Raw genomic sequence first — 12,845 nt, forward strand, 5'->3', positions numbered from 1 at the left:
CCCTCCCGCCGACTACAGCGCCGTCACCGCCTTCGCCGTCTCCTTCGCGATCGCCCCCTGGCCGACGAGCTGCCGCAGGTGCGCCTCGAAGGTCTGCATGCCGTACGGCGTGACCCCCTTCTCCATCAGCTCGCGCAGCGACGAGCTCCCCTCCGGGCGGCGGATCGCCTCGCGCACCGCGGCCGTCGCGACCAGCACCTCGGAGGCCAGGACCTCCCCCGCGCCGTCGCGGCGGGGCAAGAGGCGCTGCGCGACCGCGCCCTGGAAGCAGTCGGCCAGCCGATCGCGCACCTCGCTCGGGCTCTTGCCGAGCGCCACCAGCCGACCGAGCGTGCGCGCGACGTCCGGCGTGTGCACCGCCGCGAGCACGAGGTGCCCGGTCTCGGCGGCGTGCAGCGCGAGCTCGAGCGACTCGCCGTCGCGCAGCGCGCTGAGCATCACGACGTCCGGGTCCTGCCGCAGCGCCGAGCGCAGCGCGGTCGGGAAATCCGACGTGTCGACGCCGATCTCGCGCTGGCTGATGCTGGAGCGGTTGTCCTCGTGCACGTGCTCGATCGGGTCCTCGAGCGTCACGATGTGCCGCGGCAAGGTCGCGTTGATCTGCGCGACGAACGCCGCGAGCGTCGTGCTCTTGCCGCTGCCCGCCGTGCCCGCGACGAGGATGAGGCCGTGGTCGTGCTCCACCATCGCCCGCACGGCCGAGGGCACGCCCAGCTCCTCGAAGGTCGGGATCTTGAGGGGGATGCTGCGCAGGACGATCGCGAGCGAGCCGCGCTGGCGGTAGATGTTGACCCGGAACCGGCCGAGCCCCGGGACGACGTACGCGGTGTCGAGCTCCTGGAGCGTGGCGAGCAGCTCGCGCGAAGGCCTGCCCGCGAGCAGCACGCGCGCCGCGGCCTCGCTGTCCTCGGGCCGGATCCGGTCGACCCGGAAGTAGACCATGTCGCCGCGCACCCGCGCGCCCGGCGGCTGACCGACCTTCAGGTGGATGTCGCTGGCGTGGGCGGCAAGCGCCTTGCCGAGGAGCTGATGGATGAAGGCCTCGGAGGTGTACGGCGTCGTCACGGGGGGGAAGGTACCAAAAGGGACCCCGACCGGCCCAAAGCGCGGCGGGATGATCCAGCGGCGCGGGCGCCGCGCTGGACGGTGGTGGCCCGATCTGCCCCGGGGCGATCCCCATGAAGGCGGGAAGACAGGAAGATCATTGGTCTTTCTTCCCGCCTTCCCACCTTCATGTGCAAATCCGGCCACCGCCCGCTGGACGGCCGCGCGGACGCCGCGCTGGACGGCCGCGCCGCCGATCGGCGCGCAGCCGCGCCGGACGTCAGGGCCGCGGCGCCTGGGCCCCCGCGGAGCCCGCGTCGGGCCCCGCCGGATCCAGATCCGCGGGAATGTCGCGAGGGTCGACGAGCCCCTTCTCGGCGAGGGCGCGCGCCGCCGAGATCGCGAGCGCGCGCTGCTCCGCGGGGAGGCCGCGCCTGCCCGACAGCTCGACCAACGCCGCGGCCGCGGCGCGGACCCCGTCCGGGTCGAGCGGCTCGCGCGGGCGCGGCGGGCGACCGGCGATCCCGAGCAGCGCCTCGAGCAGGGGCGTCAGCGACGGCCCGGACGCCGCGCGGGCGCGCTCGGCGAGCGGCGCGAGCGCGAGATCGGCGTCGTCGGCGTACGGCAGCGCGCCCAGGGCCGTGCGCGCGATGTCGCCGCCGTCCTCCAGCCCGGCGAGGAGCCCCGTCGCGCCCTCGGCCTCGGCGAGCCGAGCGCGCTCCAGCGGGTCGTCCCCGGCGGCGAGGCGCCAGCGCGGATCGGTGAGACGAGGGCTCGGCGGGCGCGGCGCCGCCGAGAGCGAGGCAGCGGGCGAGGAGGGCGACGAGGAGGCGCTCGTGGAGATCGCGCGCTCGCCGCGGCACGCGAGGGGGCCGAGGACGGCGAGCGCGAGGGAGGCGACGAGGACCGGGCGCGCGAGGCGAAGCGACAGCGGCGCGACGAGCGCCGGGCGCGCGATGCGAGGCGTCGGGGACGCGACGAGGGCCGCGCGCGGGCGGGCAGACGCGCGCCCGCCTGCCAGCGCGCCGGGGAGGCCTGCGCGTCCCCTCCCCCGCCTCACGGCTGCCTCACGGCTGATCGATGAGCGAGAGCGACCGCTTCGTGGGCGCGTTCTCGGTCTCCTGCCGATCCTGCCGCGCGTTGTACTCGTCGACCACGCGGTTGATGTGCATCGAGCAGAACTTCGGCCCACACATCGAGCAGAACTCCGAGGTCTTGAAGTACTCCTGCGGGAGCGTCTCGTCGTGCATCGCCTGCGCCGTCTCCGGATCGAGCGAGAGCGCGAACTGCTTCTTCCAGTCGAAGGCGTAGCGGGCGCGGCTCAGCGCGTCGTCGCGATCCCGCGCGCCCGGGCGCTTGCGCGCCACGTCCGCGGCGTGCGCGGCGATCTTGTAGGCGATGAGGCCCTGCTTCACGTCCTCCGGGTTCGGCAGGCCGAGGTGCTCCTTCGGCGTCACGTAGCAGAGCATCGCGGCGCCCGCGAAGCCGGCCATCGTGGCCCCGATGCAGCTCGTGATGTGGTCGTAGCCGGGCGCGAAATCGGTGACGAGCGGGCCGAGCACGTAGAACGGCGCCTCGTGGCAGAGCTCCATCTCCTTCTGCACGTTCATCGCGATCTGATCGAACGGCACGTGCCCGGGGCCCTCGATCATGACCTGCACGTCCTTCTCCCAGGCGCGCTTCGTGAGCTCGCCGAGCGTCTTCAGCTCGGCGAACTGCGCCGCGTCGCTCGCGTCGTGGAGGCAGCCGGGGCGGAGGCCGTCGCCGGCCGAGATCGTGACGTCGTACTTGGCGCAGACCTCGAGCACCTTGTCCCAGTGCGTGTAGAACGGGTTCTGCTTGTGGTGCTCGATCATCCACTGCGCCATGATCGAGCCGCCGCGCGAGACGATGCCGGTGATGCGGCCCTTCACGAGCGGCAGGTGCTCGAGCAGCACGCCCGCGTGGATCGTGAAGTAATCGACCCCCTGCTTCGCCTGGTGCTCGAGCATGTCGATGAGGTCGTCGGCCGTCATCTTGGCCGTGCCCTTGCAAACCTCGAGCGCCTGGTAGATCGGCACCGTGCCGATCGGCACCGGGGAGTCGGCGATGATCGCCCGGCGGATGCCGTCGATGTCGCCGCCGGTCGACAGGTCCATCACGGTGTCGGCGCCGTACTTGACGGCGTAGCGCAGCTTCTCGAGCTCGCCGTTCACGTCGCTCGTGGTCTGGCTGTTCCCGATGTTCGCGTTCACCTTGCAGAGCGACGCGATGCCGATGCACATCGGCTCGAGGTTCAGGTGGTTCTTGTTGGCGGGGATGATCATCCGGCCGCGCGCGACCTCGCTGCGGATGAGCTCGGGCGCGAGGTTCTCACGGCGGGCGACGTACTCCATCTCCTCCGTGACGATGCCCTTCCGCGCGAAGTGCATCTGGCTCTGGTTGGGGCTCCCGGCGCGCTTGCTCACCCATTCGGTCCGCAACATCGACGACCTCGCTTTCGAGGTGGGCGGTGTAGGTCGCGACCGCGCGCGACGCAAGCCTCGCGTCGCGCCGGGCCGCCCGCCCCGAGCCGCAGACCAGAGCCCGCGGCGCGCTCAGGGCGACGGCGGCGGCGGCTCGGGGAGCTCGGTCATCATGCCGAGCGTCTGCGCGCCGGCCGCCTTCGCGCCGTCGAGCACCTCGACGACGGTGCCGTAGACGGCGGCGTCGTCCGCGACCACGAAGACGATCCGGTCCTGCGGCCTGCTCTGGCGCTCGAGGAGCGGCCTGAGCTTGCCGACGAGATCGGCGCGCTCGACCCGCTCGTCGTTCACCATGAGCTCGCCCTGCGCGTTCACCCGGACGACCAGCTGGTCGGGCGGCGGAGGGGTGTCCTCCTTGACCTGCTCGGTGTCCGGCACGCGCACGCCGATGTCCTTCTCGAGCAGCGGCGTCACGACCATGAAGATGATCAGCAGCACCAGCACGACGTCGACGAGCGGCGTCACGTTGATGTCGGAGTTCAGCGGCACCGCCGGCTTCACGACGAACTTCCTCTTCGCGCGCGCGCTCATCGCCGCTACCTCCCCTTCAGCTCCTCGACCGCCAGCGACACGCTCTTGGCGCCCGACTTGCGCGCCGTCTCCATCACCCGGCGGACGTCGCCGAACGAGAGGCGCTGGTCCCCCTTGACGAGCACCTTGCGCCCCGGCTGCGCGGCGAACTCGCGCGTGAGCCGCTCGGCGAGCCCGGCCTCGTCGTACTGGTCGTTCTCGACCCACACCGTCTTCTCCAGCGTCACGGAGAGGATCAGCGGGTCGACCTCCTTCTTCTCCTCGTCCACCTTCGCGGCCTGCGGCAGCTTCACGTCCTTGCCGCGCTGGAGCATCGGCGTGACGACCATGAAGATGATGAGCAGGACGAGGACGACGTCGACGAGCGGCGTGACGTTGATCTCGCTCTTGGGGCCCTTCTGCGGGCCGACAGCCATCCCCATTGGAACGCTCGCTTCCCGGCTGGGCGCGTCAGCGCGCGCGTCGCCGCGGGCGCGCGGCGACGCGCGCCGCTCCCCGCGACCAGACAGGCGCCGTGTCGCGCGGGCTCTGTGTCAAGCGGCCTCGTCGGCGGCCGGCGCGAGGCGGCCGTCGAGCCGCTTCGCCACGATGTCGAGGAACTCGTTCGACGACTCCGAGATGTCGATCGCCCGGGCGTCGACCCAGCCCTGGAGGTAGTTGTAGCCCATGACGGCCGGGATCGCGACGAGCAGGCCGAAGGCGGTCGTGATGAGCGCCTCCGCGATGCCCGCCGAGACGGTGCCGAGGCCGCCGGAGCCGGAGGCCGCCATCTGCTGGAACGCGGTCACGATGCCCATGACCGTCCCGAGCAAGCCGACGAACGGCGCCGTGGAGCCGACCGTGGCGAGCAGGCCGTAGCCGCGCTTCAGGCTGAGCACCTCGCGCTGCGCCTGCCGCTCCAGCGCCCGCGACACCGACTCGAACACGCCGTCGCGCTCGTGCCCCTGCGCCGGCAGCCGCGAGGGCGCGCTCGACGCGTAGGCGGCGAGCCCGGCGCCGATGACCCGGCCGAGATAGCCGATCTCCCCCGCGGGCTTGGCGGCGGCCCGGGCGCCGTCGAGCTCGCCCCGGGCGAGCATCGGCCCCACGCGCTCCGCGAACGCGCGCGAGGCGGCGCGCGACTTGAACGACACGACGAGGCGCTCGCCGAAGACGATCAGGGACGACACGGACATGAGGGCCAGCGCGAAGACGATCAGCTTCGCGAAGAGCCCCATGTGGCCCCACAGCTCAATCAACGTGAATTGCATCGTCTCGCTCGCGCCTCCTGGCGCCCCCTGGTGTCGTGATGGTTTCAGCTATGCTGGATCAGCGCCTCTGGACGCCGCAGCGAACTCGACAGTACAGCAGAGCGTACCTACCCCGTGACCTTGTCTACTACGTGGCCCGTCCGTTCAACAACACCCGGCCGCCGGCGGTCAAGGGAGCTTGAGCCGGATGTTGAACACATAGTCGACCGAGACCGGGCGCCCCTGGTACATCACGGGGGTGTAGCGACGGCCCGAGAGCGCATCGAGGATCGCCCGATCCATGTGCGGGAGTGACTTGACCATCCGGCAATTGGTCAGCGAGCCGTCGGTCTTGATGACGCACTTGACAATCGCGAGCCCCTCCACCCGCGCGGCGAGCGCCTCGCGCGTGTACTGCGGATCTCGCCCCGAGATCATCGTCGGCCGGTTCATCCCGGCGCCGAACGGCAGCACCACGTTTTGCGGCGGCGCCGTACTGCCGAGCTGGCCGCCGAGCTGGCCGCCCAGCTGACCGCCGATCTGCCCGCCGACCTGGCCGCCGACGGTCCCCCCTTGAACGCCGCCCTCGACGCCGCCCTCGACGCCGCCGGGCTGCTCCGGGGCCTCTTGCTTGGGCGGCTCCGGCTCAGGCGCCTTGGCCTTGGGCTTCTCGGGCATGTCGTAAATGGTGTCCGGCGTCTTGACAGGCTTCGGCTGCTCGATCCGCTGCTCCACCTTCGGCGGCCGCTTCGCGCCGCCGCCCGGCGGAGGCGGGGGCGGCGGCGGCGGCGGCGGCGGCGCCGGGGCGAAGAACGTCACCTCGACGTCCTTCTGCTTCTCGACCCGAGGGCGCGTGGCCTGCCAGAGGAGGGCCCCCGCGATCGCCGCGTGGGCGACGATGGAGAGCATTGCGCCCGTCCCGAGACGCCCCTGGGTGGCGGTGCTGCGACCGAGTACCGAGTCGAACATGGGGGGTCGTAACTCCTAGAACTCGAGCTGATCTGCGTCGATGGGCCGCAACGTGTGGGGGCGTGCGGCGCCTACCCGGAGTGCACAAGCGAGCAAGTACTACAAAAAAGTCTATTGTCTCGCGCGATTCCTGTCTAGGGTAAGGAGGGACTCGAGGGGCCTACACTTCTGGAGGGAATTCCGTGAAGTTTCTCGAAAAGAGGATGAAACACGGAGCGCGCTCACCACGTGCGCCGTGGGGGATGTGGGCGGCGTTGCTGCTGCTCGCCATGACTTTGTTGACCGCGGCCCCGGCGCTCGCGCAGACGGGCAACAGCGTTCTGATCGGACGGGTAATTGACGCCTCGAGCAAAGCGCCCGCCGCCGATGTGGTCGTGACGGCGACGTCGCCCGAGCTGCAAGGGGAGCAGCTCGTGGTCACGGACGGCACCGGCCAGTACCGTATCCCGAACCTGCCGCCGGGCGACTACACACTCCGCCTGGAGAAGGAGTCGTACAAGCCGTACGTGCGCAGCGGAATCGCGGTCCGCACCGGGACGACGATCCGCGTCAACGTGGAGCTGCTCCCGGAGGCGCTGAAGGCGGAGGAGATCGTCGTGGTCGGCCGCGCGCCGACGGTCGACGTCGGCTCGAGCACGGTGGGCCAGAGCATCACGGGGGACTTCACGCGGCGCATCGCCGTGGCGCCCCCGACGGGCAAGGGCGCGGCGTCGCGCTCGTTCGAGTCGGTCGCGGCGATCACGCCCGGCGCGCAGGCGGACGAGTACGGCACGTCGATCGCTGGCACGTCGTCCCCCGAGAACCAGTACGTGATCGACGGCCTCTCGGTGAACGACCCCGCATACGGGATCATCGGCACGCCGCTCACCATGGAGTTCATCAAGGAGGTCAACGTGGTGGCCGGCGGGTACATGCCCGAGTACGGCCGCGCGACCGGCGGCGTCCTCGACGTCGTGACGAAGAGCGGCGGCAACGCGTTCCAGGGCTCGGTCTTCTTCAACATCACGCCCGGCGCGTTCGAGGGGAAGATCAAGGAGGTCCGCCGCCAGGGCGACACCATCCAGACCGACACGCGCCTGTCGTCCATCCGCGACTACGGCTTCGAGGTCGGCGGCCCCATCCTGAAGGACAAGCTCTGGTTCTACGCGGGCGCCGCGATCGCGTTCAAGAGCTACGAGATGGAGCGCAACCTGTTCGCCACGCGCTACGACCCGACCACCTTCGAGCCGGTGAAGGATCCCGAGACGAATTTCAACGTCGTCGACCGGCTGCCGGGCACGCAGCGGTTCTACCGCGCCGAGGAGCAGACGCTGCAGTACCTCGGCAAGCTGACCTACCAGATCAACCCGGATCACAGCATCGCGCTCTCGGTCTACGGATCGCCGCAGTACTCCGGCGGCGACGGCAACTTCGGGTTCGACCCGGCGCGGGGCGTCGTCGAGGCGGCCAACATCACCGGCCGGTACAGCGCGATCGCGCACGAGTACGTGGCGTCGTCCACCGACGTCGCGCTGAAGTGGGCGTCGGCGTTCAACAACAAGACCCTGCTGTTCGACGCGACGCTCGGCTGGCACAACCAGCGCAGCGCGCGGCTGGCCCCGGACGGCTCGGAGATCGCGTCGAACGAAGGCCTGTCGGGCAGGCCCTTCGTGCTCTGGGCGAGGTTCGACCCCCACCGGCGCTCGATCTACGAGTTCGAGAAGCTCTCGCCCGAGGCCCGGGCGATGTGCGAGCCGCTGCGCAACGCGGACGGCGAGGTCGTCGCGGTGCCGTGCGCGGTGCGCACGTACTGGGACGGCGGCCCCGACTTCCTCGACGACGCGTCGCTCAACCGCTTCCAGCTCAAGGCGATGGTGACGAGCATCTTCGAGGGGCTCGGTCACCACGTGGTCAAGGCCGGCATCGACGGCGAGATCACGACGTACGAGCACATCAAGGCGTACGCGGGCGGCACCAGCTACCAGGAAGAGGGGGACGGGTCGGCCTTCCACGACGAGCGACAGCTCGGCTTCCTGACCGGTCCCGAGGGGTACGTGATCCAGGACAAGGTCACCGTGAACACGCTCGGGGCGACGATCGGCGCGTTCGTGCAGGACAGCTGGAGCATCCTCGACCAGGTGACGCTGAACATCGGGCTGCGCTACGACGCGCAGTACCTGTACGCCGGCGACGGCAAGCTCGGGCTGGCGCTCGCGAACCAGTGGTCGCCGCGCGTGGGCGTCGTCTACGACATCACGCAGCAGGGCCGCTCGAAGGTGTTCGCGAACTTCGCGCGGTATTACGAGAGCGTCCCCCTCGACATGATGGATCGCGCCTTCGGCGACGAGCGGAACATCCGCTCCTACCACGTCGCCGGCCCGGGGGGCTGCAACCCTGCCGATCCCGTGGACGGGAAGGGCTACGGCGAAGGGCAGTGCCGGAACGACGCGAACCGGCCCACGATCCTGGGGGACTACGACCCGAACCGCGAGTGGCTCACGCTCGGCGGCGGCAAGTCCCCGGTGGATCCCGACCTGTCGCCGCAGTCGTCGGACGAGATCGTGATCGGCGGCGAGTACGAGATCATCGAGAACGCGCGCCTCGGCGCGACGTACACGAAGCGCTGGATGAACAACGTCATCGAGGACATGAGCCGCGATGAGGCGAACACCTACTTCATCGGCAACCCCGGCAAGGGGATCGCGAAGGACTTCCCCGAGGCGACGCGCGACTACGACGCGCTGACCCTCTATTTCCAGAAGGCCTTCGCCGACCTGTGGCTCGCCCAGGCGAGCTACACGCTGTCCTACCTGCGCGGCAACTACCCGGGCCTCTTCAGGCCCGAGACCGATCAGCTCGATCCGAACATCAACACCGAGTTCGATCTGGCCTCGCTCCTCGTCAACCGCGACGGGGCCCTGCCCGGCGACAACACGCACGAGATCAAGATCTACGGAGCGAAGACGTTCGTGCTCCCGAACAACATGCTCATCGATCTCGGCCTCACCTACCGGTCGCGCTCCGGCGCCCCGATCGACTACTGGGGCTCGCACTACCTGTACAGCTACGACGAGTCGTTCATCCTGCCCCGCGGCGCGGGCGGCCGGCTGCCCTGGCAGCACAACTTCGACGGCCACCTCGGCTATTCGGTCAAGCTCGCGAAGGACAGCGAGCTCACCGTCAGCATGGATGTCTTCAACATCTTCAACTTCCAGGAGATCGTCGCGGTGGACCAGCGCTACACCACGGCCGACGTGAACCCGTGCGTCGATGGAACGATCGAGCAGCTCGAGGCGACCCCGACGTGCGTCACCACCACGGACGGCCAGCCGCTCAAGGAAACGGCCAAGAACCCGAACTTCGGCAAGCCGACGCAGTACCAGACGCCCCGGCAGTTCCGGTTCGGCGCGCGGGTCACGTTCTAGGCGCGGCGCGCGCGTGAAAGGAAGCAAGCGATGAAGAGGCGATGGCTTGTTTGGATGACGGGGCTCGCGGCGCTCTCACCGCTCGCGGCGATGTCGCCGGGCTGCTCGCAGCCCAAGCCCGAATGCACGGTCGGCACCGCGCTCGTATCCCCGTTCGCGGCGAAGTTCACGCTGATCGACGGGGATGAGGAGAGCCCCTGCGGCCGGAAGGCAGGAACGGTCGAGCGCGTCGGGATGCAGGCGTACAACCCCAACGAGAACGGCGACCAGATCCCCGACACCGAGAAGAAGCTCGTCGCGATCCAGACCGAGGAGTTTGGCGGCTGGTACCGCGGCGGCGCCACGATCGACCCGAACCCGGACCTGAACCCGTTCGCGCTCGGGTTCTTCACGTCGATCGAGCCGGATGACAACGAGATCTGTACGATATCGTCGCTCGATCCTGCCGAGGTGGTGGTGCTGCCCTCTGGCGAGGGCGGCGCCGGCGGCGAGGGCGGCGCTGGCGACGGCGGCGCCGGCGGCGAGGGCGGCGCTGGTGACGGCGGCGCCGGCGGCGAGGGCGGCGCTGGTGACGGCGGCGCCGGCGGCGAGGGCGGCGCTGGTGGCGAGGGCGGCGCTGGTGACGGCGGCGCTGGTGGCGCCGGAGACGGCGGCGCTGGTGACGGCGGCGCTGGCGGCGCTGGTGACGGCGGCGCTGGCGGCGGCGGCGAGCCGACGCTCGAGCCGGGATCGCGCAAGCTCGAGTGGCGCAACGTGCGCCTGTACGTGACGTCGGCCAACCTCGGGAATCAGTTCGAGGCTGAAGTCACGTACTCGGAAGAGAGCTGCTCGGCGACGTACAAGGTCGTCGGGGTGTGGCCGATGGTCGATTGTCAGGTCTACGGCGAGAACCCCGATCCCGAAGGCGATCCGCTCCCCACGGGCAAGGGGGATGAATCCATCTGCCAGGATCCGCTCTCCGGCATCTCCCCGGACCTCAAGGTGAAGTGCGACCCCGTCGCCTTCGTCTGCGTGCTCGACTCGGAGTCGATCCCCGCCTTCAAGAAGTAGGCATCCCCGCGGGCGCGACGCCCATCGTCGCGCCCGCGCTGCTCCGGTTCCCCCCTCCCCTCACCCCCTCAAGGCGCCGGCTTGACGGCGAGCCTCTCCAGCGCCGCGCACCCGGCGCCGCTCGCGATCTCGAGCTTGGCCGTGAGCGCGCACAGGCGCGACGCCCTCCCGAGCGCGGCGGGATCGCCCGACACGATGGCCCGCTTGGACTCGTGCACGGTGCGGGACGACAGCATCGTCCGCGCGCGCGGGGGCAGCTCCGCGCTGCGCGCGGCGAGCACCTCGCCGAGCTTCGGCCCGGGATCGGCCGCCGGCACCCACGTCCAGATCGACGCGAGCAAGGCCTCCGCGAACGCCGCGCGCAGCTCGTCGCCGCCGCGCGCGCCCTCGCACGGCAGCGCCGGACCGGTCGGCCCGACGTCCGTGGCGAGGAGCCTCCGCTGCGCGATCCGCCGGAGCAGGTCGTTGCTCACGCCGGCGATCTTGCCGTCCTCCTCCGAGAACGCCCCCGCCTTGAACCGCACGGCGAGCGCGGCGCACTTCTCGTCGCGCTCGGCGCGGCGCCGCTGCTCCTCGCGCGCCCTCTCCTCGGCGCGCTCCCGCTCCTCGCGCTCGCGCGCCTCGCGGGCCTCCACCTCGGCGCACTGCTCGATCCGCTCGGCCACGCGCCGCTGCTGGTCGCTCGCCGCGCGGCCGAGATCGCCCTGCGAGATCTCGCGGACGGCGCACACGTCCGGGCGCGCGAGGAGCGCGTCGACCCGCCTGCGGGCGGTCTGGACCCGCACGATCACCGAGAGCGCCGCCACGATGACGAGCGCCGAGACCGCGATCGAGCCGAGCTTGCGGATCTGCCGGCGGCGGTACGCCTTGGCGAGCGCGCCGCCGCCGCTCTCGTCGAGCAGCTTGCGGCAGCGGCCGATCATCGCCTGCCATTGCGACACGTCCTCCGCGAGCGCCTGGAGCGGCTCCGCGAAGGGGCGATCGCGCCGGACCTTGTTCGCCAGCCGCTCCAGGCACAGGCTCACGTCCGGCGCCTGCCCGTGGTTGGTCACCTCGGCGACCCCCTCGAGCAGCCCGCCGATGCGCCCCGCGTAGACGTCCCACGCGACCACGGCCTCGGTCTGGCTGTCGCCGAGCTGCTCGATCGCCGCGCGCACGTCCTCCATGGGGAGGAGGCGCTCGACGTCCTCCCTGCGGACGCCGGCGAGCTTCGCCGCCTGCTCGATCCCGCGCTGGAAGCCGCCGAGGAGCCCCTCCGGGGCGAGCTCCCGGAGCCCGTCCGGCACCCGGCTGGCCTGGATGCACGCGCCGGCCTGGTGCAGAGGCCCCATCGCGCAGATCAGGAAGGTGCCCCCGAGCTTCACTCCCATCGCACCGTCGCTCTCTCTACCGCGGACGGCGCGGCGCGGAAAGGCTCGCCGCGATGTCCGCGGCGCATCGGCACATCAGGGGCGGCCGCGCGGGGCCTCGAGATCCCAGAGGGCGTAGAGCACGTCGACGTCGTACTCGGTGTGTCGCCAGCCCGGGTGCAGCCGGTAGCTGCGCGGGAGCAGGCCCGCGCGCTGGATGGCGTCCGTCTGCTCGGCGAAGGTGTAAAGATACATGCTCACGCCGGACAGCTCGACGTCGGAGAGCGGGCGCGCGGCGCGCTCGTGCATCCTGACGTGCGGCCTGCGCTCGACGATGCTCACCAGCATCCGGCCGCCGGAGCGCATCGCGCCGGCGAGGTTCTTGAGGACGAGCGCGAGATCGTCGCAGAACTCCAGCGTTCCGAGGGCGAGCGCGACGTCGAACCGCCCCCACGAGCGGGGGATCGGGGCGTGGTAGTCGTGCCGGTGGTAGGCGCCGTGGGGGCGCTTCTTGCGGGCGATCTCGAGCATGCGCTCGGCGATGTCGAAGCCCACGACGTCGATGGACGGCGGGAGATCGCGCGTGAGGTGGCCCGGACCGCAGCCGGCGTCGAGCACGCGGCCCCCCTCGGGGACGGCGTCGCGCAGGAACGCGCGCACGGGCTTCTCGTAATGCTGGATGTCCTTCCAGGTGGAGACGTAGTCGGGCGCGAAGTCCTCGTAGTAATCGACGAGGCGCTCGATCCGGGTCGCTCGCTTCATGAC

At 70.9% G+C, this 12,845-nt stretch carries 11 protein-coding genes; 2 read left to right on the plus strand and 9 right to left on the minus strand.

Features of this window, described 5'->3' with window-relative positions; translation table 11 throughout:
- Positions 1 to 12: 12 nt before the first annotated feature.
- From WMF33_RS25530 to WMF33_RS25560, 7 genes are all read right to left on the minus strand, one after another.
- Positions 13 to 1,065 (minus strand): type IV pilus twitching motility protein PilT, encoded by a 1,053-nt coding sequence (locus WMF33_RS25530; RefSeq protein ID WP_061627595.1) that lies wholly within the window; start codon positions 1,063 to 1,065, stop codon positions 13 to 15.
- A gap of 259 nt (positions 1,066 to 1,324) precedes the next feature.
- Positions 1,325 to 2,104 carry a thiamine biosynthesis protein gene (locus WMF33_RS25535; RefSeq protein ID WP_437322283.1) on the minus strand — a complete coding sequence of 260 codons (780 nt, stop codon included), beginning with the start codon at positions 2,102 to 2,104 and terminating at the stop codon, positions 1,325 to 1,327.
- A 7-nt stretch (positions 2,105 to 2,111) separates the two neighbouring features.
- The gene (gene thiC / locus WMF33_RS25540; RefSeq protein ID WP_437322284.1) at positions 2,112 to 3,509 is read right to left on the minus strand and encodes a phosphomethylpyrimidine synthase ThiC; all 1,398 of its coding nucleotides are present in this window, start codon (positions 3,507 to 3,509) and stop codon (positions 2,112 to 2,114) included.
- A gap of 111 nt (positions 3,510 to 3,620) precedes the next feature.
- Positions 3,621 to 4,079, minus strand: a complete 459-nt coding sequence (locus WMF33_RS25545; protein ID WP_020737070.1) for an ExbD/TolR family protein — start codon at positions 4,077 to 4,079, stop codon at positions 3,621 to 3,623.
- A 5-nt stretch (positions 4,080 to 4,084) separates the two neighbouring features.
- The gene (locus WMF33_RS25550) at positions 4,085 to 4,501 is read right to left on the minus strand and encodes an ExbD/TolR family protein (RefSeq protein ID WP_020737071.1); all 417 of its coding nucleotides are present in this window, start codon (positions 4,499 to 4,501) and stop codon (positions 4,085 to 4,087) included.
- 111 nt (positions 4,502 to 4,612) lie between these two features.
- On the minus strand, positions 4,613 to 5,329 hold the full coding sequence (locus tag WMF33_RS25555; protein WP_061627328.1) for a MotA/TolQ/ExbB proton channel family protein: 717 nt from the start codon (positions 5,327 to 5,329) through the stop codon (positions 4,613 to 4,615).
- Between the two features lie 168 nt (positions 5,330 to 5,497).
- Positions 5,498 to 6,277 carry a TonB family protein gene (locus WMF33_RS25560; protein WP_437322285.1) on the minus strand — a complete coding sequence of 260 codons (780 nt, stop codon included), beginning with the start codon at positions 6,275 to 6,277 and terminating at the stop codon, positions 5,498 to 5,500.
- A gap of 242 nt (positions 6,278 to 6,519) precedes the next feature.
- Between WMF33_RS25560 and WMF33_RS25565 the strand changes: the two genes are divergently transcribed.
- Together WMF33_RS25565 and WMF33_RS25570 are read left to right on the plus strand one after the other, a co-directional pair.
- Positions 6,520 to 9,681, plus strand: coding sequence for a TonB-dependent receptor (locus WMF33_RS25565; RefSeq protein ID WP_437339517.1), 3,162 nt, complete (start codon positions 6,520 to 6,522; stop codon positions 9,679 to 9,681).
- A 30-nt stretch (positions 9,682 to 9,711) separates the two neighbouring features.
- Entirely contained in the window at positions 9,712 to 10,731 is a 1,020-nt protein-coding gene (locus WMF33_RS25570; protein WP_437322286.1) for a hypothetical protein, read from the plus strand.
- A 68-nt stretch (positions 10,732 to 10,799) separates the two neighbouring features.
- On the opposite strand, the gene WMF33_RS25575 is transcribed toward WMF33_RS25570, so the two are convergent.
- Positions 10,800 to 12,101 (minus strand): hypothetical protein, encoded by a 1,302-nt coding sequence (locus WMF33_RS25575; RefSeq protein WP_437322287.1) that lies wholly within the window; start codon positions 12,099 to 12,101, stop codon positions 10,800 to 10,802.
- A gap of 75 nt (positions 12,102 to 12,176) precedes the next feature.
- On the minus strand, positions 12,177 to 12,842 hold the full coding sequence (locus WMF33_RS25580; RefSeq protein WP_437322288.1) for a class I SAM-dependent methyltransferase: 666 nt from the start codon (positions 12,840 to 12,842) through the stop codon (positions 12,177 to 12,179).
- Positions 12,843 to 12,845: the final 3 nt, after the last annotated feature.

Source organism: Sorangium sp. So ce394, assembly GCF_051474665.1.
In the GTDB taxonomy this organism is placed as follows: Bacteria; Myxococcota_A; Polyangia; order Polyangiales; family Polyangiaceae; genus Sorangium; species Sorangium cellulosum_D.

Excerpts from the sequence above, each read along its gene's own strand:
- thiC (WP_437322284.1), bottom strand. The coding sequence starts at position 3,509 with ATGTTGCGGACCGAATGGGTGAGCAAGCGCGCCGGGAGCCCCAACCAG.
- WMF33_RS25545 (WP_020737070.1), bottom strand. The coding sequence starts at position 4,079 with ATGAGCGCGCGCGCGAAGAGGAAGTTCGTCGTGAAGCCGGCGGTGCCG.
- WMF33_RS25550 (WP_020737071.1), bottom strand. The coding sequence starts at position 4,501 with ATGGGGATGGCTGTCGGCCCGCAGAAGGGCCCCAAGAGCGAGATCAAC.
- WMF33_RS25555 (WP_061627328.1), bottom strand. The coding sequence starts at position 5,329 with ATGCAATTCACGTTGATTGAGCTGTGGGGCCACATGGGGCTCTTCGCG.
- WMF33_RS25560 (WP_437322285.1), bottom strand. The coding sequence starts at position 6,277 with ATGTTCGACTCGGTACTCGGTCGCAGCACCGCCACCCAGGGGCGTCTC.
- WMF33_RS25565 (WP_437339517.1), top strand. The coding sequence starts at position 6,520 with ATGTGGGCGGCGTTGCTGCTGCTCGCCATGACTTTGTTGACCGCGGCC.
- WMF33_RS25570 (WP_437322286.1), top strand. The coding sequence starts at position 9,712 with ATGAAGAGGCGATGGCTTGTTTGGATGACGGGGCTCGCGGCGCTCTCA.
- WMF33_RS25575 (WP_437322287.1), bottom strand. The coding sequence starts at position 12,101 with ATGGGAGTGAAGCTCGGGGGCACCTTCCTGATCTGCGCGATGGGGCCT.
- WMF33_RS25580 (WP_437322288.1), bottom strand. The coding sequence starts at position 12,842 with ATGAAGCGAGCGACCCGGATCGAGCGCCTCGTCGATTACTACGAGGAC.